This is a genomic window from Streptococcus sp. 'caviae' (assembly GCF_001937065.1).
In the GTDB taxonomy this organism is placed as follows: domain Bacteria; phylum Bacillota; class Bacilli; order Lactobacillales; family Streptococcaceae; genus Streptococcus.
The window spans coordinates 51,422-71,433 of record NZ_MOWR01000001.1 but is presented as its reverse complement, the minus strand read 5'-3'; the positions used below and the strand labels follow the sequence as shown (position 1 = coordinate 71,433).

Sequence of the window (20,012 nt, the reverse complement as noted above, 5' to 3'; positions counted from 1 at the left end):
TGTTGGGCAAGGATGAAGACTATGAGCAAAGAAATGCTAGAAGCCTTCCGTATTTTGGAAGAAGAAAAACACATTAACAAAGATGATATTATTGATGCGGTTAAAGAATCTCTGAAGTCAGCTTATAAGCGCCGTTACGGCCAGTCCGAAAGTGCTGAAATTGAATTTAATGAAAAAACAGGTGATTTTAAGGTTTATACTGTGCGCGAAGTTGTCGAGGAAGTTTTTGACAGCCGCCTTGAAATCAGCCTCAAAGATGCTCTTGCGATTAGCACGGCTTATGAACTGGGCGATAAGATTCGCTTTGAAGAAAGTCCCAAAGAATTCGGCCGTGTGGCTGCTCAGTCGGCTAAGCAGACTATCATGGAAAAAATGCGCCGTCAAATGCGCGAAGTGACTTTCAATGAATACAAAGAGCATGAAAGAGAAATCATGACAGGCACAGTTGAGCGTTTTGATGACCGCTTTATCTATGTCAACTTAGGGACTATTGAAGCTCAGCTGTCCCGTCAGGATCAAATTCCGGGAGAAACCTTTGCATCTCATGACCGCATTGAAGTGTATGTCTACAAGGTTGAAAACAATCCTAAAGGGGTAAATGTTTTCGTCAGCCGCAGCCATCCGGAATTCATCAAGCGTATCATGGAACAGGAAATTCCGGAAGTCTTTGACGGAACGGTTGAAATCATGAGTGTGGCACGTGAAGCCGGTGACCGAACCAAGGTTGCTGTCCGCAGCCACAATCCTAATGTTGACGCTATCGGAACCATTGTCGGCCGCAAGGGTGCCAACATCAAGAAAGTTACCAGCAAATTCCATCCGAAACGTTTAGATCAAAAAACTGGGCTTTGGGTGCCTGTTGAAGAAAACATTGATGTCATTGAATGGGTTGATGATCCGGCTGAGTTTATCTACAATGCTATTGCACCTGCTGAGGTTGATCAGGTTCTCTTTGACGAAGAAGATGAAAAGCATGCCACTGTTGTCGTCCCTGACAACAAGCTGTCGCTTGCTATCGGCCGCCGCGGGCAGAATGTTCGTTTGGCAGCTCATCTGACAGGCTACCGTATTGATATTAAATCGGCCAGTGAATTTGAAGAAATGGAAGTTGAATGGGCACAGGAAGAGGAGTCCTTTGAAGAGCTTCCTGCCAATGAGACAGACACTGAAGAGGCTGTTGAGGCTGATTTTGCTCAGGAACTTGTGTCAGACGATATTGAGTAGAGAATCCGGAGGTGTTTGATGGCAAAGACAAGAAAGATACCTTTAAGAAAGTCTCTTGTTTCGGGCGAAATCATTGATAAGCGTGATCTGCTCCGCATTGTCAAAACCAAGGAAGGCCAGATTTTTATTGATCCTACCGGCAAGAAAAACGGCCGGGGCGCCTACATCAAGATTGACAACGAAGAGGCCTTGAAAGCTAAGGAAAGAAAGGTTTTTAACCGCAGCTTTTCCATGGACGTTCCCGAGAGCTTTTATGATGAATTGATTGCCTTCGTTGATCATAAGGTAAAAAGAAGAGAGTTAGGCCTTGAGTAATTTAGAAAAACTGTCACAGCTATTGGGATTGGCCCAGCGAGCAGGACGTGTTATTTCCGGCGAGGAACAGGTTATTAAAGCTATTCAGGCCAACAAAGCTAAGCTCGTCTTTCTGGCCAAGGATGCCGGGGTCAATCTGACCAAACAAGTGACTGATAAAAGCAACTATTATGATATAGAAGTCTCCACAGTGTTTTCAACACTGGAATTAAGTGCCGCTATTGGCAGAAGCAGAAAAGTGCTTGCTGTTACGGACACTGGATTTTCAAAGAAAATGAGGACTCTTATGGACTAGAAGAATAGGAGGACAAGATTTGTCTAAGAAAAGATTATACGAAATTGCCAAGGAAATTGGCAAAGGAAGTAAAGAAGTTGTCGAAAAGGCAAAATCGTTGGGCCTAGAAGTAAAAAGCCACGCTTCGAGTGTGGATGAACAGGATGCTAAGCGCATTGCAGAAAGTTTTGCGGCTCCGCAGAAGCCAAAAGCTGCAGAAGCTCCGAAAGAAGCAGCAAAAGCGCAGGATAAGCAGCCATCTGAAGCAGCCAAAACGCAAGCTAAGCCGGCTCGTCCAAGACCGCAAAACCGGAATTTTAAGGCAGAACGTGAGGCGCGTGCTAAGGCAGAGGCAGAGCGCCGGGCCAGCGGCGGCAATCGCAATGAAGGCCGATCTAACCGCGGCAATGACCGACGCAGCGATAATCGCCATCAGCAAAACCGTCAGGATAATCGCCGAGGCGACAGCCGCAATCGCCGTCAGAATGACAATCGCCGCGACAATCGCAATCAAGCTGCTCCAAGGGGCAGTCAGGCAGGACCGCGTATGGACTTTAAAGCGCGGGCAGCTGCTTTAAAAGCAGAGCAGAATGCTGAGTATTCTCGTCAGAGTGAAGTGCGTTTCCATGAAGCTGAAGAAGCTAAGCGCCGTCAAGCAGTGCAGGCTCAGGAAAGAGCCAAAAAGGCCAAAGAAGAAGAGCAGAACGCTGCAGCAGCACTTGCTCAGGCGGCATCAGCTGCGGCACCGCTGCAAAGTCAGCCGGCGGCACCGGCACCGAGCCCGGCCGCAGCAGATAAACGGCGGAAGAAACAGGCCCGTCCAGATAAATCACGTGATTTTGCACATGAAAATGAGGATGGACCAAAACAAAGCAAAAACAAGAAAAATCGGAATAAGCAAAATCAAGTGAGAAACCAAAGAAATAGTAATTGGAACAAGAAAGCTAAAAAAGGTAAACATCATCGCAATCAGGACAGCAGTCCAAAACCTGTGACTGAGCGCAAGTTCCATGAATTACCGAAAGAATTTGAATACACAGAAGGTATGACGGTTGCTGAGATTGCAAAACGTATCAAGCGTGAGCCGGCAGAAATTGTTAAAAAACTCTTTATGATGGGAGTTATGGCAACGCAAAACCAATCTTTGGACGGAGATACTATTGAACTGCTGATGGTAGATTATGGTATTGAAGCCCATAAGAAGGTTGAGATCGATACAGCCGATATTGAGCGTTTCTTCGTTGAGGATGATTATCTCAATCCAGAAAATATGGTTGAACGAGCACCTGTTGTTACTATTATGGGGCACGTTGACCATGGTAAGACGACGCTCCTTGATACGCTTCGCAATTCACGTGTTGCTACAGGTGAAGCAGGCGGTATCACTCAGCATATTGGTGCCTATCAGATTGAAGAAGCCGGCAAGAAGATCACATTCTTGGACACACCGGGACACGCGGCCTTTACCAGCATGCGTGCACGGGGAGCTTCTGTTACGGATATCACTATCCTCATCGTTGCAGCTGATGACGGGGTTATGCCTCAAACGATAGAAGCCATCAATCACTCAAAAGCAGCCAATGTCCCGATTATTGTTGCCATTAACAAGATTGATAAGCCCGGAGCCAATCCTGAGCGCGTAATCGGTGAGTTGGCAGAACACGGTGTTATTTCAACAGCCTGGGGCGGTGATTCTGAGTTTGTTGAGATTTCGGCAAAATTCGGTCAAAATATTGAAGAATTGCTGGAAACGGTACTTCTGGTTGCGGAAATTCAAGAGCTCAAAGCCGATCCAACAGTCCGTGCTATCGGTACGGTTATCGAAGCCCGTCTGGATAAAGGTAAGGGAGCTGTTGCGACGCTTTTGGTTCAGCAGGGAACCCTGCATGTTCAGGACCCGATTGTTGTCGGCAATACTTTTGGCCGTGTCCGTGCCATGACTAATGATCTCGGCCGCCGCGTCAAAACAGCTTTGCCATCAACACCGGTGTCCATTACCGGTTTGAATGAGGCACCTATGGCGGGAGACCATTTTGCGGTCTATGAAGATGAAAAAGCAGCCCGTGCAGCCGGAGAAGAACGAGCTAAGCGTGCCCTGATGAAACAGCGTCAACTGACGCACCGTGTCAGCCTTGATAATCTCTTTGATACGCTTAAAGCCGGCGAAGTCAAATCAGTTAATGTCATCATCAAGGCGGATGTCCAAGGTTCTGTTGAAGCCCTAGCATCTTCTCTTCTCAAGATTGATGTTGAAGGTGTCAAGGTGAATGTTGTCCATTCAGCTGTCGGTGCTATCAATGAATCCGACGTTACTTTGGCTGAAGCTTCCAATGCTGTTATTATCGGCTTCAATGTCCGTCCGACACCGCAGGCCCGTCAGCAGGCTGAGGCTGATGATGTTGAAATCCGCCTGCATTCCATTATTTATAAGGTCATTGAAGAAGTGGAAGATGCCATGAAAGGTATGCTGGATCCGGAATTTGAAGAAAAAATTATCGGTGAAGCACTTATTCGTGAAACCTTCAAGGTTTCTAAAGTGGGAACAATTGGCGGCTTCATGGTAACCAGCGGTAAAGTTACGCGCGATTCCAGTGTCCGTGTTATCCGTGACGGTGTAGTCGTCTTTGATGGTAAATTAGCCAGCCTGAAGCACTATAAAGACGATGTGAAAGAAGTCGGCAACGGTCAAGAAGGCGGACTGATGATTGAAAACTACAATGATATCAAAGTTGATGATGCCATTGAAGCTTACATCATGGAAGAAATTAAAAGATAATAATAGTTACTTATCCTTCCTTACCGCCTTTAGCCGTACGCAAGTACAGCCGCCGTTGCGGTACCTTGGATTAAGGTCATATTATTTCTTTTGGAAGCAAAAAGCAACGATATAAAGCTAGGTCATCTGGCCTAGCTTTTTCGAAAAATTGTTAACTATCACAGAATTTTTGAACTATTAGGTTTAAAAATTGGAAAGCTAAAAAGAAAGGAAAAAACAATGTCTAATCATCGCATTGACCGTGTGGGCATGGAAATCAAACGTGAAGTCAACGAGATTTTGCAAAAGAAGGTTCGTGATCCGCGCGTTCATGAAGTCACCATAACAGAAGTTCAAATGCTGGGCGATCTGTCTTTGGCAAAGGTTTTTTATACGGTTATGAGCGATCTGGCCTCTGACAGACAAAAAGCACAGTTGGGACTTGAAAAGGCTACGGGAACTATCAAGCGTGAATTAGGGAAAAACCTGACCATGTACAAGATTCCGGATCTCCAGTTCATCAGAGATGAATCTATTGACTATGGCAATAAGATTGACCAAATGCTGCGGGATTTGGAAAGCAAAAAATAATAAAATGAAATACTGTTGGGACAGATAACCGTAATTGCCTAGGTACTAGGGTTGTCTGTTCTTTTCTAATTTTTATCGTTGACATCTGTAGACGACGGTGTTATAATTTGTTTACAAACGTAAACGAAAGGAGCACAAGCATGACAATTTCAAATGCGGAATGGGAAATCATGCGGGTGGTTTGGACCAAGGGCCAGACGACCAGTGCAGAGATTATAGATATCCTGAGCCAAAAGACGGAATGGACGGCGTCAACAGTCAAGACCCTCCTCAAACGTCTGGCGGACAAGGGGTATTTGCAAACAAAGAAAAATGGACGGCAGTTTCTGTATTCGGCTTCCTTCAGTGAAGAAGAAAGCATCAACAAGCAGGCTGATGAGCTCTTTGCCAAATTTTGCCAGCGCAAGCATGCGGCAATCTTAGAGCATCTGCTGGCTGAAACCCCAATGACGGCAGAAGATGTCAGTCAGCTGCAAGCTCTGCTGTTGACCAAAGAAACGGTCGAGCAGGTGCCCTGCAACTGTATTCCAGGGCAGTGCCGCTGTCAAGAACATGTGGGGGTGAGAAGATGAAGGAAGAAACATTTGTTATTGAAGGCATGACCTGTGCCTCCTGTGCGCTGACGGTTGAGAATGCAGTCAAAAAGCTGGATAACGTGGACGCTGCAGTGGTCAATCTGACTACGGAGAAGATGACGGTTGATTATGATCCTGCCAAGATTTCTGAAGCAGAGATTGAAAAAGCTGTCGCTGATGCGGGCTATGGGGCCAGCGTCTTTGACCCAGCTACAGCCAAATCTCAGGAAGAGCGCCAAGGTGAGGCGACAAACACCATGTGGCACAAGTTCCTCTGGTCGGCACTTTTCGCCGCGCCTCTGCTTTACCTGTCCATGGGCTCTATGCTGGGCATGTGGGTGCCAAGTATCTTGGACATGTCCCGCCACCCCATGATTTATGCACTGGTACAGTTGGCTCTGACCCTACCAGTCATGTACTTTGGCCGCCGTTATTATGACAATGGCTTTCGCTCACTCTTTAAAGGGCATCCCAATATGGATTCGCTTGTTGCCTTAGCGACGGCAGCGGCTTTCCTTTACAGTCTTTACGGAACCTATCACGTTTATCTGGGCCATGTTCATTATGCCCACCATCTCTACTATGAATCGGTAGCTGTTATTTTGACACTGATTACCTTGGGGAAATACTTTGAAACGCTATCCAAAGGTCGGACATCAGATGCTATCAAAAAACTGATGCATTTATCGGCAAAAGAAGCAATCGTCCTTCGCGATGGCAAGGAAGTCCGCATTCCGATTGAAGATGTAGAGATTGGCGATCATATCCTGGTTAAACCGGGAGAGAAGATTCCGGTTGACGGCCGCGTGCTTTCCGGCCATTCTGCTATTGATGAGTCCATGCTGACGGGAGAGTCGCTTCCTATCGAAAAAACAGCTGACAGTCCAGTTTATGCCGGCTCCATCAACGGTCAGGGCAGCCTTGTCTTTGAAGCCGAAAAGGTTGGCAGTGAAACCTTGCTGTCTCAGATTATTAAACTGGTTGAAGATGCCCAGCAGACAAAAGCGCCTATTGCTAAGATTGCGGATAAGGTATCGGCAGTTTTTGTCCCAGTTATTATCGCAATCGCCCTGCTGACAGGTCTCTTCTGGTATTTTGTGATGGGACAGGATTTCACTTTTTCAATGACAGTCAGCGTAGCTGTTCTTGTTATTGCCTGCCCTTGCGCCTTGGGTTTAGCAACGCCGACCGCTATTATGGTGGGCACAGGCCGGGCTGCTGAAAATGGGATTCTCTATAAGCGCGGGGATGTGCTGGAATTAGCCCATCAGGCTGACACAATCGTTTTTGATAAGACGGGCACCATCACTCGGGGCAAGCCGGAAGTTGTTAACAGTTTTTCCTACAGTTCTCATTCGTCTGTGCTGCAGCTGGCAGCTTCCTTGGAAGCTCTGTCTGAGCATCCTTTAAGTCAGGCTGTTGTGGACTATGCCCGAAAGGAAGAAAATACCTTGCTTGACGTTGAGGATTTCACTTCGTTAACAGGCTTTGGGCTCAAAGGCCGCGTAGCCGGTACAGAGCTTTTGGTGGGCAATGACAAGCTCATGCTGCAAAATCATATTTCTCTTGAACAGGCTCAAAGTGATTTCAAAGGAGCAACTGCCAAGGGACAAACACCGATTTTTGTTGCAGGTGACGGTCAGCTTCTGGGCTTGATTGCCATTGCGGATAAGGTCAAACCTGACAGTAAGGAAACTGTTAAAACTTTGCAGGATATGGGAATCGAAGTGGTCATGCTGACCGGTGACAATGAAGAGACCGCTAAGGCGATTGCCAAAGAAGTTGGCATTTCTTCTGTAATCAGTCAGGTTCTGCCGCAGGAAAAAACGCAGGCCATTCTTGATTTGCAGGCTGAAGGTAAGAAGGTTGCCATGGTTGGAGACGGCATCAATGATGCTCCGGCGCTTGCGACAGCGGACATTGGGATTTCGATGGGTTCCGGAACAGACATTGCCATGGAATCTGCAGATATTGTCCTGATGAAATCGGCTATGCTTGATATTGTCAAGGCGCTCAAAATCAGCCGAGCGACCATTATCAATATCAAAGAAAATTTATTCTGGGCTTTTATTTACAATATTTTATCCATTCCGATAGCAATGGGTGTGCTTTACCTCTTTGGCGGACCGCTGCTTGATCCTATGATTGCGGGTCTGGCTATGAGTTTTAGTTCAGTTTCTGTTGTTTTAAATGCCCTGCGTCTAAAAATCGTAAAATTGTAAAAGGAGAATTATCATGGAAAAAACATATCATATCAACGGTTTAAAATGCCAAGGCTGTGCTGACAATGTCACCAAACGTTTTTCAGAATTAAAAAAAGTGGACAGTGTGACAGTTGACCTTGATAAAAAAGAAGTCACCGTAACAGGCAACCCCAGCAAGTGGTCTTTAAAACGTGCTCTAAAAGGAACAAAGTATGAATTAGGAGCAGAAGTCTAGCCGTTTTAAGGAATGATTTAACAAAAAAGAAAGCGAGAAGGTCAACTGCTGCCGCAGAAATTTTCTCGCTTATTTTGATGCAGGCAATAAGCAGCTGTATTATGGGATGTGCTATTTGCTTAAATATGATAAACTAGACAGTAGATTGATTTAGAAAAGGTCGTAATTATTGTGCTTAAATTAATTGCTATTGATTTGGATGGAACGCTCTTAGACAGTCAAAAGGAGCTTTCCCAAAGAAATATTGATGTCATTCAGGAAGCAGCTCAAAAAGGCCATAAGATTGTCATTTGCACCGGCCGCATTCAAAGTGGTGTGGAGCCTTACTTTGATCAATTAGAGCTAAAGGCGGAGGAAGAATATGCTGTTTTAAATAACGGCTGCTCTCTTCACACGATTCGGGAGGACTGGCAGCTCCTAAGTTACCATAACTTGGACTTTCATGATGTGCAGTATCTCTACAGCCTTTTAGACGGCTATCCCGAGATTTACCTGACCTTGATTGCTGATGTGGACTATTTGGTACTTGCTGATGAAGTACCGGATTTGGTGACTTATGATGCCAGCCTAGTTTTCACAGAGCCCAAGCCGGTTTCTTTGGCAGATGTAAAAACAGCAGACAACCCCGTTTTTCAGGCCATGTATATGGGAGAGCCTGACGTCTTAGATAGCTTTCAGGCTGATTTTGAGGCAGAATTGGCTGAAAAATTCAGTATGGTCAGAAGTCAATCCTACCTTTTTGAAGCCATGCCCCAGGGCATTACCAAGGCGAGCGGTTTAAAAGAATTGGCTCAAAAATTAGATGTAGAGGCCAAAGATATTGTGGCCTTGGGTGATGCGGCTAACGATCTTGAAATGATGAAAGCAGCAGGTTTCAGTATTGCCATGGGAAATGCTGCTGAGGATGTTAAAAAAATTGCAGACGCCATAACAAGCTCAAACGATGAAGCCGGTGTGGCAGAAGCCATCACAAAATATGTTTTGCAAGCAGCAAAAGATTAGCAGAAAAGTCTTAGACTTATTGGCAAGTTACTGCTGAACACTTTGTACTAAAAAAAGGAGTGAAAGGGTCTGGGGAGAGACCGTTTCACTCCTGTTTTTATAAGTTTTGGGAATCTTTTCGGTGTTTGTAAATGGCTAAAAGTGTTGACAGACTGATGAAAATATCCATACAAACAACGGGATAGGCCTTGATAGTGATGTCATAAACCAGCCAGAGCAGCATGTTTTCGATGATGAGCCAGCGCAGAATCTGCATTTTAGAGGTTACAAAGGTTGTTAGGGTATAAGAGACCGAAGAGATGATAGGCAGATAGCCGATGAGCCCCAAATTATTGACATAGCTGCCTAGGCCGATTTGAAATAGAATCAGACAAACAGTAATCCATTTGCTGTTTTTTTGTTTGATAATCAGTGTGTTTCTGATGATGGAGACACTGATAGTCAGGGCGCCTGTATAACCGCCTAAAAGGAGGTTGGCTATAATGGTAAACATATAATCGCTGATTTGCCAGATCAGCATCTGCTGCTTATTTTTAGTAAAAGAAGAATAGGCCAGGCAAAAAGCACCCAGACCGGAAAATATCATTGCTATAGGAAGTCTCATTAATCATTACCGCTTTATTGTTATATGAACACAAAAAGAAGCTCTCATGTGCCAGCACTCTTTATTATAAGGGAAAGCCTGAAAAAAGCCAATGCCTTATGCAGCAGTTCTTATTGATAAGAAAAAACAATCATCAGCTTGCAGACAAACTCTATAGTTAGCATTTCACAAGCACACACATCTTAGGATAGTATCAATTCACAATCTATAAGAAAAATAGGCGAATTGAACGAGGCTGCGGATAAAGGCACCCTTTGTATCTTGAACTTAGGTATGAAATTCCAAAGGAAGTTGCTGCCTAAGGAAAGTATCATAACACAATAGTTCTTTTGATAAAAATTGACTTTTTCTTCAGTCTGATTTCATTTCTCTTATTTAACGTCTTATCCCTGCATTTTGACCTCTTGTCCAAAAAGCCGAGATTTTTGAGTGAGCTTTTGTTAAACTGCAGTCAGATAGATAAGAAAGGAGTTCATCATGCTGCTGACAACTCAAAACCTCGTTAAAACTTACGGTAAACATATCGCGGTTAATGATCTCAATGTGGATATTGAAAAGGGGAGCTTTACCGCTATCTTAGGCCCCAATGGTGCAGGGAAATCTTCTACAATCCAGATGCTCATCGGCCTCTCCCAACCTGATGCTGGCAGAGTCATTTATACGCAAAAGGCAAAAATCGGTGTGGTTTTTCAAAACAGTGTTTTAGATGACATGCTGACTGTTAGGGAGAACTTGCACATCCGGGCACGCCAGTATAAGCATATTGCTCCTCAAAAGATAGAGGAACTTGCTGACAAACTGGGGCTGATGCATTTTATCAATCAAGCTTACGGAAGCCTGTCAGGAGGGCAAAAAAGACGTGTGGATATTGCGCGTGCCCTGCTGAACAGCCCTGATATTCTCTTTTTGGATGAGCCGACAACAGGCCTTGACATTCAGACCCGGCAGACCATCTGGGATTTGCTGAATCAGCTTCAGAAAAAAGATCAGCTGACCATTGTTTTAACCACTCATTATCTGGATGAAGCAGACAGTGCTGATAGGGTATATATCGTTGATCACGGACAGGTAATTGCGCAGGGTACAGCCAGTTTCATCAAGGAAAAATATGCCAAAAATATCCTTAAACTGTACAGTGAACAGATGAACAGTCTTCTCGATCGCTTGCAGAAGGCCAGCCTGATTGAGCAAGTCGGAGAAAAGGAAGTCATTTTAAGGCCTGAGACGGCTGAGCAGGCTATGGATATTCTCAGCAGCTGCCGAGGGCTCATTCACAATTTTGAATTTCGTCCCGGCACAATGGATGATGCTTTTATGACCTTAACTGGACGGGAGGTACGCTAAATGTTAGCTTTAATGAAACGCAACTGTATTCTTTATTTCCGCAACCGCAGCGGTGTGATTTTCTCACTTATGGGAGCTCTCATTTCTTTCATTCTTTATCTGGTTTTTCTCAAAGACAATATCGAATCTTCTTGGTCGCGTATTGATGATACCAACCAGCTTTTAGACACATGGCTGATGGGAGGAACACTGGCTATCACCGGGATTACCACTACCTTATCCAGTCTGTCTCAGTGGACAAAGGACAGGGAAAGTCATGTGCGTCAGGATCTCCTGATTACCGATCTTGGCTGCTGGTCCCTGTCTTTCAGCTATATTCTCAGTGCAGCTCTTGTTGGCTTTGTCATGCAGCTGATAATGTTTGCTATTATGAGCAGCTACTTTTATGTGGCGGATCAGGTCAGCCTTTCTTGGTCTGTGTGGCCTCAGCTCCTTGCTGTCATGCTTTTAAATACGCTTATCTCAACCCTGCTTAATGCTCTTTTGGTCAGCCGTATGCGCTCAGTTGATAATCTCGGCAAACTTGCAACTGTTTTTGGGGCTGCCTCGGGTTTTCTTGTAGGAACCTACGTTCCGATCGGTGCGCTTCCGGATTTTGCGCAAACCCTGATGAAATGCACACCGGGAGCTTATATCGCTTCCTTATTCAGACAGGTGCTCATGGCAGATGCCCTCAAAAATAATTTCAGCCAGAGCAGCGCCAGAGAGCACTTTGAAAAAATAATGGGAATACGCTTAGATTGGCAGGAGTTGTTGACAAATGTTCAGACCTACTATATAGTGGTAGGTATCTTAGCGATTGGACTTGTCCTGTTCAGCTTGCAAAATGCTCTGATGCAGCGCCGAGCCCTTGTTTAGAGAGGAAGATTAGGTGGTAAAAAGTCAATTTGAGCTGGATTCGCAAATTCCGGTCCATACTCCCCTTGTTTTGGTCAAGGCAGCAGAAAAAACAGACGATATTCAGCGGCTGCTTGATTATATTGATAACTATCAGCTGACCGCAAGCACTGCTGTTCCCATCAAGAGCATGGACAAAATCATCATGCTCAAACTCAGCGAGATCATATTGGCCGATGTCAGCCAAACGACTCTGAAAATTTATACCTTAAAGGGTGTCTATACGACAACAGAAACACTGGTTCATTTTTTAAACCGGCTGAATAAATCTAATTTTATTCAAATTTCAAAGCATGCCCTGATTAACCTTGACCATCTGGAATCGCTGTCTGACAGCTTTTCAGGAAATATGATGGCCAAGTTAAGCAACAATATTAAGTCCAGCGTGAGCCGCAAGTATGTCAAACTGCTGATGGCTCAGCTGGGACTTTAGAAAGGAAATCGGGATGAAAAAAGTATTCAGTGCTATGCTGTCAGGACTTCGTACAGGCAGTCTTACCTATCTCTTAGTTCTTCTTCTTGATATTCAGCAATCACCGGTCAGCAAAAGCAATATTATTAGTATTTTAGTCATGAGTGCTGCTATTGGGCTTGTCAGTCTGATATTTGACAGTGAGCGTTTTTCATTTCTGCTGCTTTTGGCTGTCCACTGTTTAGCCACTTTGGCCCTTGTCGCAGCTATGATGGTTTACAACGGCTGGCAGGAGGTTCTGCTTTTGCCGCGATTCTGGATCGAGTATTTCCTAATCTATGTGATTATATGGTGCATGGTGCGTTTGGATATCTATCTTAAAACCCAAAAAATCAATCAAGCTTTGTCAAAGCGCCACCAGTCAAAAAATCAGGAGCAGTAAACTCTTGATTTTTTATTTATAAAGCCAAAAATTTACTGTATAATATAAACGAAATGGAGGCGTTTTTTGATGACAAAATATATTAAAGCAGATAGCTTTTTTTACCCCTATGACGTTAAGGGAAGCGGATTTCTGGAAATTACAGACGGCTGTTTTGGACAATGGCAGAGCGACGTGCCTAAGGAAGCCGATGTGATTGACTGTACAGGGTATTCAATAGCGCCCGGTTTGGTTGACACCCATATTCACGGCTATGCCGGTGCTGATACCATGGACAATAGCAGATCTTCTCTGGAAAAGATGAGTCAGGCTTTGCTTGCGGCCGGTGTAACAAGCTTCCTGCCGACAACTCTGACAGCTTCATTTGAAGAATTGACGGCCATTTGTCAGACCGCAGCAGAATTTGCAGGTCAAGAAACCGGTGCTAGGATTCAAGGTCTTTATTTTGAAGGGCCTTACTTTACGGAAACCTATAAAGGTGCGCAAAATACGACCTATATGCGCAATCCCAGCTGTCAGGAACTGGATGCCTGGCTGACGGCCAGTCAGGGCCTTTTAAAGAAGATAGCCATCGCACCGGAGCGCAAAGGCAGTGAAGAATTTATTCGCTATGCCAGAGAAAAAGGGGTGACAGTCGCTTTGGGCCACTCCAACGCTACCTATCAGCAGGCTGTTGAAGCGGTGGAAGCCGGTGCCAGTGTCTGGGTGCACGCTTATAATGGCATGCGGGGACTCAGTCACCGCGAACCGGGCATGGTAGGAGCTGTTTACAGCCTTCCCAACACCTATGCGGAGCTTATCTGTGACGGCCACCATGTGACACCGGTAGCCTGCGATATTTTGATGAAACAAAAGGGCCACCATCAGGTAGCTCTCATTACTGACTGCATGAGTGCCGGAGGCCTTGCAGACGGAGATTATATGCTGGGAGAATTTCCGGTTGTTGTGGCAAATGGCACAGCGCGGCTTAAGGAGGGCGGCAATCTTGCAGGATCCGTTTTGGAGCTTAAAGATGCTGTCAAAAATGTCGCTGACTGGGGGATTGCCAATAAAGCTGAAGCTGTTCGTATGGCCAGCCTCATTCCGGCTCTTTCTTTAGGACTTGATCAAGTCTGCGGTCAGATTAAAGCCGGACACCAGGCTGATTTTATCGTTTTGGACCATGATTTGAACCTTATGGCTACCTATTTGGGCGGTGAGAAAAAATATGAACGGGCTGAGCAATAAGCAGCCAGACTACACTCAGACTGAAAAATATATGCTAGTCAGTTACGTTACGGACATTTTGAAATCAGTAAAGATTTCTTTATGTATATTTTTAATTATATAAAAGTGGAATGAGTGGGGAATTATGCGATTGAAACAAGATTTAGACAATATTTTTGATCAAATCATTAAACAAGAAGAAAAAATGATTACAAATTTACAAGATGGAGAACAGATAGAAAGAAATCCCAGTTACTTTAAAGATATGAAAATGATGTATCAAAAAGAATGGGAAGGAATTCGTAATCCGAATAATATTTTTATTCCTTTTATTTTGGTTAGTATGGAATCTGTTCTGAGAAGAATTATCCATATTGAAAAAAATATAAAAGAACAACCAACTGCTGTGAATATTTTGGATAAACTCTTATCCAAAGAATCTCCATTACAATTGGCTCAAAGTGATATAAGATATCAAATTTGGCAAAAAATAAGAAATGATAAATTAACTCTACTTGGTTTTGTGGATGAAAAGGAGAAGTTGTCTGCTTTAAGAGAATATCTCATTAAGGAACAGTCAATTAAAGCTGAGGATATGGTTGAAAAGGAGTTCGACAGGAATGGTTATTTTATTAATTTGAAAAATGTACTGATAGGTATTCGAGATAACTATTATAGCAGGGAAAAAAGGTTTAACAATTCATATAGAAATTTAATTCTCCATGCAAATCGTCTCTTAATTATTGAAAATAATAAGATGTTTGGACAGATGCTAGAAGATTATTGCAAACTTATTTCTAGTGTATGGTCTGGGCCAATAACGAGCTATACAAAGGAGCATAATGATCCATGGTTGAGATTAGTGGAGAGGTTTAGGAAATAAGGATTTATATCATTTTGAAAGATAGGAAAAAAACTAGGGAAATTGCTTATTATACATACCAAATTTTATCTGATTAGACAAGCTGCTTATTTTTTGCTATAATAGCTGTCGTGAAAGAGTATCATTTCAGAATCTTTTTCAAGCGAGTCTGGGCTGGTGCAAGCCAGATATGAGATTGGAATGATTGGAGCTTTCTTTAATTACTGTAATCCATATAAAATGAAGTAAAAAATTAGGGTGGAACCGCGTCTCTGCGCCCCTATGCCAGTCGGCATAGGGCAGAAGATGGGTTCCATTTTTTGTACTCATGCTGAACATCAGAAAGGAAAAATCATGATAAGTGGATCGTGCTTATGTAAGGCTGTCAGTTATCAGGCAGATGCGACGATTGAGGAGCTGGTGGTTTGCCATTGTTCTTTCTGCCGTAAGGCGACGGCCTCAGCCTATTCGGTCAATGCTAGGGTATTTAAGGATCAGTTTAAGCTCTTATGTGGGGCTGAACAATTGGTCAGCTACAGCTCATCGCCAGGAAAAGACAGGTATTACTGCAAGACCTGTCACAGCCAGATTTACCACACTCAGGACAGTCAACCTGAGCTGCTGACTCTCAAGATGGGACTGGTAGATACTACAGATCAAGACCTTTCAGCTATCCCTAAACGCCATATCTATAAGGATCCAGCTTATATTTGGCTTGAGTCGTGACAGGGCTGTCCAAACCAAATGGAGTTAAAAACTAACTTTTCACCTCGCCGGAGGTGCTGGCTCTTAAAGGAGCAAGCATCTAACGGCAGTCGCTAGAGCGGTTTGCCTAGTCGATGCGCCAGCTTTTGTTACTAAAAATAATCGTTTTGGCAACGAAAGCGTCGCCGAATAATCAAAAAAGAAAGAGGATACTACATTGAGTAAAAAACTAACCTTTCAAGAAATTATCTTAACCCTGCAGCAATTCTGGAATGACCAAGGCTGCATGCTCATGCAGGCCTATGATAATGAGAAGGGGGCTGGGACTATGAGCCCTTACACCTTCCTGCGTGCCATCGGTCCTGAGCCTTGGAACGCAGCCTATGTGGAACCTTCCCGCCGGCCTGCAGACGGCCGCTATGGTGAAAATCCCAACCGTCTTTACCAACACCATCAATTTCAAGTGGTCATGAAACCATCACCGGCAAATATTCAGGAACTCTACCTGCAGTCGCTTGAAGTGCTGGGAATTAATCCTTTGGAGCATGACATTCGTTTTGTTGAAGACAACTGGGAAAATCCTTCAACCGGTTCGGCCGGCCTTGGCTGGGAAGTCTGGCTGGACGGCATGGAAATTACGCAGTTCACTTATTTTCAGCAGGTTGGAGGACTAGCGACCCAGCCTGTCACAGCTGAGGTGACTTACGGTTTAGAGCGTCTGGCCTCTTACATTCAGGAAGTGGATTCTGTCTACGATATTGAATGGGCACGGGGAGTCAAGTACGGAGAAATCTTTACCCAGCCTGAATACGAGCATTCAAAATATAGTTTTGAAATCAGCGACCAAGACATGCTGCTGGAAAATTTTGAAAAGTTTGAAGCAGAAGCCAAACGCTGTCTTGATGAGCACTTGGTGCATCCTGCCTATGATTACGTGCTCAAATGTTCGCACACGTTCAATTTGCTGGATGCCAGAGGCGCTGTATCTGTTACCGAGCGCGCCGGTTATATCGCCCGCATTCGCAATCTTGCCCGTATCGTAGCTAAGACGTTCGTAGCTGAACGCAAGCGTTTAGGCTATCCGCTGTTGGATGAAGAAACCCGAGCACAGCTCTTGAAGGAGGACGCAGAATAATGACGAAAAATTTACTAGTAGAGCTTGGACTGGAAGAAATGCCTGCTTATGTTGTCAAACCAAGCATGAAGCAGCTGCGGCAGAAAATGGGCCGATTTTTAGAGGATAACCGTCTGTCGTTTGAAAAAATTGAAATGTTTTCAACACCGCGCCGCCTGGCTGTCCGCGTGGTCAATTTGGCCGATTGGCAGAGCGACTACTCTGAAGATTTTAAGGGACCGTCTAAAAAAATCGCTCTGGATGCCCAAGGAAATTTTACCAAGGCAGCCCAAGGTTTTGTACGCGGCAAGGGTCTAAGCACGGATGATATCGAATTTCGCAGTGTCAATGGCGAAGAATATGCTTATGTGACGAAAAATGAAGCTGGAAAGCCCGTCAAGGAAGTTCTTGGGGGCGTCATTGATGTGTTGAAATCACTGATTTTTCCTGTCAACATGCACTGGGCTAACCATACTTTTGAATATATCCGCCCCGTTCATACGCTTGTGGTGCTTTTAGATGATGAGGAGCTGGATCTTGATTTTCTGGATATTACTTCCGGCCGCACCAGCCGAGGGCACCGTTTTCTGGGCAAGGAAGCCCAAATTGCTTCAGCAGATTCCTATGAAGAGGACTTGGAAGCAGAATTCGTTATCGCCAGCGCTGCTAAGCGTGAGGATATGATCATTGAGCAAATCAGAAACATTGAAAAAACCTACAATGTCAGTGTTGAAATCGACGAAGATTTGTTAAATGAAGTCCTCAATCTGGTGGAATACCCAACTGCCTTTATGGGCCGTTTTGATCAGAAATATTTGGAGCTGCCTGAAGAAGTCTTGGTAACTTCAATGAAAACGCATCAGCGCTACTTTGTTGTCCGTGATCAAGCGGGCAAGCTTCTGCCGAATTTTATTTCCGTTCGCAACGGCAATGATCAGTTTATTGATAATGTCATCAAGGGAAATGAAAAGGTTCTTCTGGCACGGCTGGAAGATGGTGAATTTTTCTGGCGCGAAGACCAAAAACTGCAGATTGCTGACTTGGTAGACAAATTAAAATTAGTCACTTTCCATGAAAAGATCGGCTCCTTGTATGAGCATATGATGCGAACCAAGAGCATTGCAGCTTATCTGTCGGATTTATCAGATTTGACAGAGGAAGAAAAGGCGCAGGTAGAGCGTGCGGCCGGTATCTATAAATTTGACCTTCTGACAGGCATGGTAGGTGAGTTTGATGAATTACAAGGTATCATGGGTGAGAAGTATGCTGTCTTAGCTGGAGAAAATCGGGCTGTTGCGGCTGCTATCCGTGAGCATTATCTGCCGACCAGCAGTGAAGGAGAGCTCCCTGATACTAAGGTAGGGGCGGTTCTTGCGATTGCTGATAAGTTAGATACCCTGCTATCCTTCTTTTCAGTCGGTCTCATTCCAAGCGGCTCTAATGATCCTTATGCACTCCGCCGTGCTACCCAAGGAATTGTCCGTATCCTCGATAAATTCGGCTGGGAAATCCCGCTGGATGATTTAATTGCTAATTTGTATCAGCTGAATTTTGACAGTTTGACCTATCAAAATCAGTCCGATGTCATGGACTTTATCCGCGGCCGTGTTGAGAAAATGATTGATGCGTCTGTACCAAAAGATATTAGAGAAGCGGTGCTTGACAGTTCAACTCACATTGTTCGTTTGCAGGTTGAGGCGGCAGCAACGCTGACCGAAAAATCCAAGGATCCTAATTTCAAGGCTTCTGTAGAAAGCCTTTCCCGCGTCTTTAATTTGGCCGAAAAAGCAGGCGAGCAGTCAATAGATACCAGCATTTTTGAAAATGAACACGAGCAAGAGCTCTACGATGCGGTGACAGAACTTCATTTTACAGAAGACATGACAGAAAATGTTGACAGACTTTTTGCTCTCAGTCCGATTATTGATGCCTTTTTTGACCATACTATGGTTATGGCAGAAGATGAGGCTGTCAGAAATAATCGTTTGGCCCTTCTTGCTGCTTTAGGCGAAAAGGCTAAGACCATTGCGGCCTTTAATGAGATTAATACAAAATAACTGAACACGGCTACGACACTGTGCAAAAAGAGAGCTTCTCCCAGAGTCCTGCGACTCTTGGTCTTAAATTCGTCGTAGACGTCTGAACTCTCTGCGCCTTGCAGGCATTGAGAGTTCTAGTCGTCCTGACGAGGGTGCGTCAACGAAATCCTGGATTTCTGACTTACCGCTTATTTTGCTGTGTGTCGCTTACGCCTTTGTATCTTGATAAAAGGAGAGAAAATGGAACAGGCAAAAATTGACCGGATCAACGAGCTTGCTCGTAAGAAAAAACGTGAAGGTTTGACAGGTGCTGAAAAAGTTGAACAGGCGCGGCTTCGTGAGGAATATATTGAAGGCTACCGACGGAGTTTCCGCCATCATATTGAAGGGCTTAAAATTGTTGATGAACAGGGCAATGATATTACGCCTGAAAAGCTCAAGGAAATTCAGCGCCGAAAAGGTCTTCATGGCAGAAAACCGGGAGATAAGAGCTAAAAAGCAGAAAAGACAGCAGTCATTGTGAAAACTGCTGTCTTTTTAGTGCTGTTTGTCAGCAGCACCACACCTTGCTGGGAAAAGCAATCCCTTTCTTTATGGCTGGATTTGTCAGCATCTAGGGATAGCAAGCACTTTTATTGACGGTTTATCATGGGGTAGGATATAATCAAAAAATAGAAAGGACTTATTATGAAAAAAAGATTATTAGCCCTATTACTGACTGTTTGTTCCGTTTCGCTGCTGGCAGCCTGTGATACTGATGATGACGATAATCAGCAGACACAGACCAGAACTGAGCAGACAGCGAACTCTGAAGCCAATCAGTCTGACAGTTCTCAGACAAAAATTTCATCGGACAAGGCCAAGGCTATCGCCCTTAAAGATGCCGGTTTCGCTGAAAAAGATGTCACTCTCTTAACTGTTGAGCAAGATACTGATGACGGTGCGGCAGAATTTGAAATTGAGTTTACCAAAGACACAACTGAGTATAGCTATACTATCAATGCTGATACAGGAGATATTATTTCCAAAGAATCAGAAAATGTTAATGATTAAACCTTTCTGATTTCTGCATATTCTCAAAAATATATGCAAAAAAGAACTGAGACAGCATTTCAGCCCGATTCTCAAAGGCTGGATAAATCAGATTAGCTAAAGGCTGGACTTTTGTATTTGTACAGAGTTCAGTCTTTTTTGTGGGAACAAAGAGCAGCT

21 protein-coding genes and 2 pseudogenes are annotated in these 20,012 nt (G+C 44.3%); 22 read left to right on the top strand and 1 reads right to left on the bottom strand.

Features of this window, described 5'->3' with window-relative positions:
• Positions 1-21 precede the first annotated feature (21 nt).
• From nusA to BMI76_RS00315, 10 genes and pseudogenes are all read left to right on the top strand, one after another.
• Positions 22-1,224, top strand: coding sequence for a transcription termination factor NusA (gene nusA, locus BMI76_RS00355; RefSeq protein ID WP_075345659.1), 1,203 nt, complete (start codon positions 22-24; stop codon positions 1,222-1,224).
• Positions 1,225-1,242: 18 nt separating this feature from the next.
• On the top strand, positions 1,243-1,539 hold the full coding sequence (rnpM, locus tag BMI76_RS00350; protein ID WP_075345658.1) for an RNase P modulator RnpM: 297 nt from the start codon (positions 1,243-1,245) through the stop codon (positions 1,537-1,539).
• Positions 1,532-1,834, top strand: a complete 303-nt coding sequence (locus BMI76_RS00345) for a YlxQ-related RNA-binding protein (protein WP_075345657.1) — start codon at positions 1,532-1,534, stop codon at positions 1,832-1,834. The genes rnpM and BMI76_RS00345 overlap by 8 nt, the downstream gene beginning before the upstream one ends.
• Before the next feature lie 19 nt (positions 1,835-1,853).
• A pseudogene (locus tag BMI76_RS10960) lies at positions 1,854-2,472 on the top strand (translation initiation factor IF-2 N-terminal domain-containing protein); the annotation flags it as partial.
• A complete protein-coding gene (infB, locus tag BMI76_RS00340) occupies positions 2,472-4,589 on the top strand; it encodes a translation initiation factor IF-2 (RefSeq protein ID WP_374057267.1) in 2,118 nt (705 codons plus the stop codon). The pseudogene BMI76_RS10960 and the gene infB, both read left to right, overlap by 1 nt.
• Before the next feature lie 219 nt (positions 4,590-4,808).
• Positions 4,809-5,159, top strand: a complete 351-nt coding sequence (gene rbfA, locus BMI76_RS00335; RefSeq protein ID WP_075345655.1) for a 30S ribosome-binding factor RbfA — start codon at positions 4,809-4,811, stop codon at positions 5,157-5,159.
• Positions 5,160-5,299: 140 nt separating this feature from the next.
• Complete coding sequence (locus BMI76_RS00330; protein ID WP_075345654.1) at positions 5,300-5,731, top strand: CopY/TcrY family copper transport repressor; 432 nt, start codon at positions 5,300-5,302, stop codon at positions 5,729-5,731.
• Positions 5,728-7,956 carry a heavy metal translocating P-type ATPase gene (locus BMI76_RS00325; RefSeq protein ID WP_075345653.1) on the top strand — a complete coding sequence of 743 codons (2,229 nt, stop codon included), beginning with the start codon at positions 5,728-5,730 and terminating at the stop codon, positions 7,954-7,956. Before BMI76_RS00330 ends, BMI76_RS00325 begins: the two co-directional genes overlap by 4 nt.
• 13 nt (positions 7,957-7,969) lie before the next feature.
• Positions 7,970-8,173 (top strand): copper chaperone CopZ, encoded by a 204-nt coding sequence (gene copZ, locus BMI76_RS00320; RefSeq protein WP_075345652.1) that lies wholly within the window; start codon positions 7,970-7,972, stop codon positions 8,171-8,173.
• A 171-nt stretch (positions 8,174-8,344) separates the two neighbouring features.
• Positions 8,345-9,175, top strand: a complete 831-nt coding sequence (locus tag BMI76_RS00315) for a Cof-type HAD-IIB family hydrolase (RefSeq protein ID WP_075345651.1) — start codon at positions 8,345-8,347, stop codon at positions 9,173-9,175.
• A 97-nt stretch (positions 9,176-9,272) separates the two neighbouring features.
• Here BMI76_RS00315 and BMI76_RS00310 read toward each other — a convergent pair whose 3' ends face one another.
• The gene (locus tag BMI76_RS00310) at positions 9,273-9,779 is read right to left on the bottom strand and encodes a YgjV family protein (protein ID WP_180372815.1); all 507 of its coding nucleotides are present in this window, start codon (positions 9,777-9,779) and stop codon (positions 9,273-9,275) included.
• A gap of 477 nt (positions 9,780-10,256) precedes the next feature.
• Between BMI76_RS00310 and BMI76_RS00305 the strand changes: the two genes are divergently transcribed.
• The 12 genes and pseudogenes from BMI76_RS00305 (at position 10,257) to BMI76_RS00250 (ending at position 19,853) form a co-directional block, all read left to right on the top strand.
• On the top strand, positions 10,257-11,123 hold the full coding sequence (locus tag BMI76_RS00305; RefSeq protein ID WP_075345649.1) for an ABC transporter ATP-binding protein: 867 nt from the start codon (positions 10,257-10,259) through the stop codon (positions 11,121-11,123).
• Positions 11,124-11,981, top strand: a complete 858-nt coding sequence (locus tag BMI76_RS00300) for an ABC transporter permease (protein ID WP_075345648.1) — start codon at positions 11,124-11,126, stop codon at positions 11,979-11,981.
• A gap of 13 nt (positions 11,982-11,994) precedes the next feature.
• Entirely contained in the window at positions 11,995-12,453 is a 459-nt protein-coding gene (locus BMI76_RS00295) for a LytTR family DNA-binding domain-containing protein (protein WP_075345647.1), read from the top strand.
• A 13-nt stretch (positions 12,454-12,466) separates the two neighbouring features.
• Positions 12,467-12,874, top strand: coding sequence for a DUF3021 domain-containing protein (locus BMI76_RS00290; protein WP_075345646.1), 408 nt, complete (start codon positions 12,467-12,469; stop codon positions 12,872-12,874).
• 69 nt (positions 12,875-12,943) lie between these two features.
• Positions 12,944-14,101, top strand: coding sequence for an N-acetylglucosamine-6-phosphate deacetylase (nagA, locus tag BMI76_RS00285; protein ID WP_075345645.1), 1,158 nt, complete (start codon positions 12,944-12,946; stop codon positions 14,099-14,101).
• Between the two features lie 24 nt (positions 14,102-14,125).
• A pseudogene (locus BMI76_RS00280) lies at positions 14,126-14,215 on the top strand (EVE domain-containing protein); the annotation flags it as partial.
• A 10-nt stretch (positions 14,216-14,225) separates the two neighbouring features.
• Positions 14,226-14,963 carry a hypothetical protein gene (locus BMI76_RS00275; RefSeq protein ID WP_075345644.1) on the top strand — a complete coding sequence of 246 codons (738 nt, stop codon included), beginning with the start codon at positions 14,226-14,228 and terminating at the stop codon, positions 14,961-14,963.
• A gap of 333 nt (positions 14,964-15,296) precedes the next feature.
• On the top strand, positions 15,297-15,668 hold the full coding sequence (locus tag BMI76_RS00270; protein WP_075345643.1) for a GFA family protein: 372 nt from the start codon (positions 15,297-15,299) through the stop codon (positions 15,666-15,668).
• A gap of 196 nt (positions 15,669-15,864) precedes the next feature.
• Entirely contained in the window at positions 15,865-16,782 is a 918-nt protein-coding gene (gene glyQ / locus BMI76_RS00265; protein ID WP_075345642.1) for a glycine--tRNA ligase subunit alpha, read from the top strand.
• The gene (gene glyS, locus BMI76_RS00260) at positions 16,782-18,818 is read left to right on the top strand and encodes a glycine--tRNA ligase subunit beta (protein WP_075345641.1); all 2,037 of its coding nucleotides are present in this window, start codon (positions 16,782-16,784) and stop codon (positions 18,816-18,818) included. The genes glyQ and glyS overlap by 1 nt, the downstream gene beginning before the upstream one ends.
• A gap of 222 nt (positions 18,819-19,040) precedes the next feature.
• Complete coding sequence (locus BMI76_RS00255; protein WP_075345640.1) at positions 19,041-19,295, top strand: DUF896 family protein; 255 nt, start codon at positions 19,041-19,043, stop codon at positions 19,293-19,295.
• A gap of 192 nt (positions 19,296-19,487) precedes the next feature.
• Positions 19,488-19,853, top strand: coding sequence for a PepSY domain-containing protein (locus BMI76_RS00250; RefSeq protein ID WP_075345639.1), 366 nt, complete (start codon positions 19,488-19,490; stop codon positions 19,851-19,853).
• Positions 19,854-20,012: the final 159 nt, after the last annotated feature.

What these genes read in the sequence shown, in the direction of transcription:
- rbfA (WP_075345655.1), top strand. Translation starts at nt 4,809, where the DNA reads ATGTCTAATCATCGCATTGACCGTGTGGGCATGGAAATCAAACGTGAA.
- glyS (WP_075345641.1), top strand. Translation starts at nt 16,782, where the DNA reads ATGACGAAAAATTTACTAGTAGAGCTTGGACTGGAAGAAATGCCTGCT.
- BMI76_RS00290 (WP_075345646.1), top strand. Translation starts at nt 12,467, where the DNA reads ATGAAAAAAGTATTCAGTGCTATGCTGTCAGGACTTCGTACAGGCAGT.
- copZ (WP_075345652.1), top strand. Translation starts at nt 7,970, where the DNA reads ATGGAAAAAACATATCATATCAACGGTTTAAAATGCCAAGGCTGTGCT.
- nusA (WP_075345659.1), top strand. Translation starts at nt 22, where the DNA reads ATGAGCAAAGAAATGCTAGAAGCCTTCCGTATTTTGGAAGAAGAAAAA.
- BMI76_RS00275 (WP_075345644.1), top strand. Translation starts at nt 14,226, where the DNA reads ATGCGATTGAAACAAGATTTAGACAATATTTTTGATCAAATCATTAAA.
- rnpM (WP_075345658.1), top strand. Translation starts at nt 1,243, where the DNA reads ATGGCAAAGACAAGAAAGATACCTTTAAGAAAGTCTCTTGTTTCGGGC.
- BMI76_RS00305 (WP_075345649.1), top strand. Translation starts at nt 10,257, where the DNA reads ATGCTGCTGACAACTCAAAACCTCGTTAAAACTTACGGTAAACATATC.
- BMI76_RS00300 (WP_075345648.1), top strand. Translation starts at nt 11,124, where the DNA reads ATGTTAGCTTTAATGAAACGCAACTGTATTCTTTATTTCCGCAACCGC.
- BMI76_RS00270 (WP_075345643.1), top strand. Translation starts at nt 15,297, where the DNA reads ATGATAAGTGGATCGTGCTTATGTAAGGCTGTCAGTTATCAGGCAGAT.
- BMI76_RS00325 (WP_075345653.1), top strand. Translation starts at nt 5,728, where the DNA reads ATGAAGGAAGAAACATTTGTTATTGAAGGCATGACCTGTGCCTCCTGT.
- nagA (WP_075345645.1), top strand. Translation starts at nt 12,944, where the DNA reads ATGACAAAATATATTAAAGCAGATAGCTTTTTTTACCCCTATGACGTT.
- BMI76_RS00250 (WP_075345639.1), top strand. Translation starts at nt 19,488, where the DNA reads ATGAAAAAAAGATTATTAGCCCTATTACTGACTGTTTGTTCCGTTTCG.
- BMI76_RS00310 (WP_180372815.1), bottom strand. Translation starts at nt 9,779, where the DNA reads ATGAGACTTCCTATAGCAATGATATTTTCCGGTCTGGGTGCTTTTTGC.
- BMI76_RS00255 (WP_075345640.1), top strand. Translation starts at nt 19,041, where the DNA reads ATGGAACAGGCAAAAATTGACCGGATCAACGAGCTTGCTCGTAAGAAA.
- BMI76_RS00330 (WP_075345654.1), top strand. Translation starts at nt 5,300, where the DNA reads ATGACAATTTCAAATGCGGAATGGGAAATCATGCGGGTGGTTTGGACC.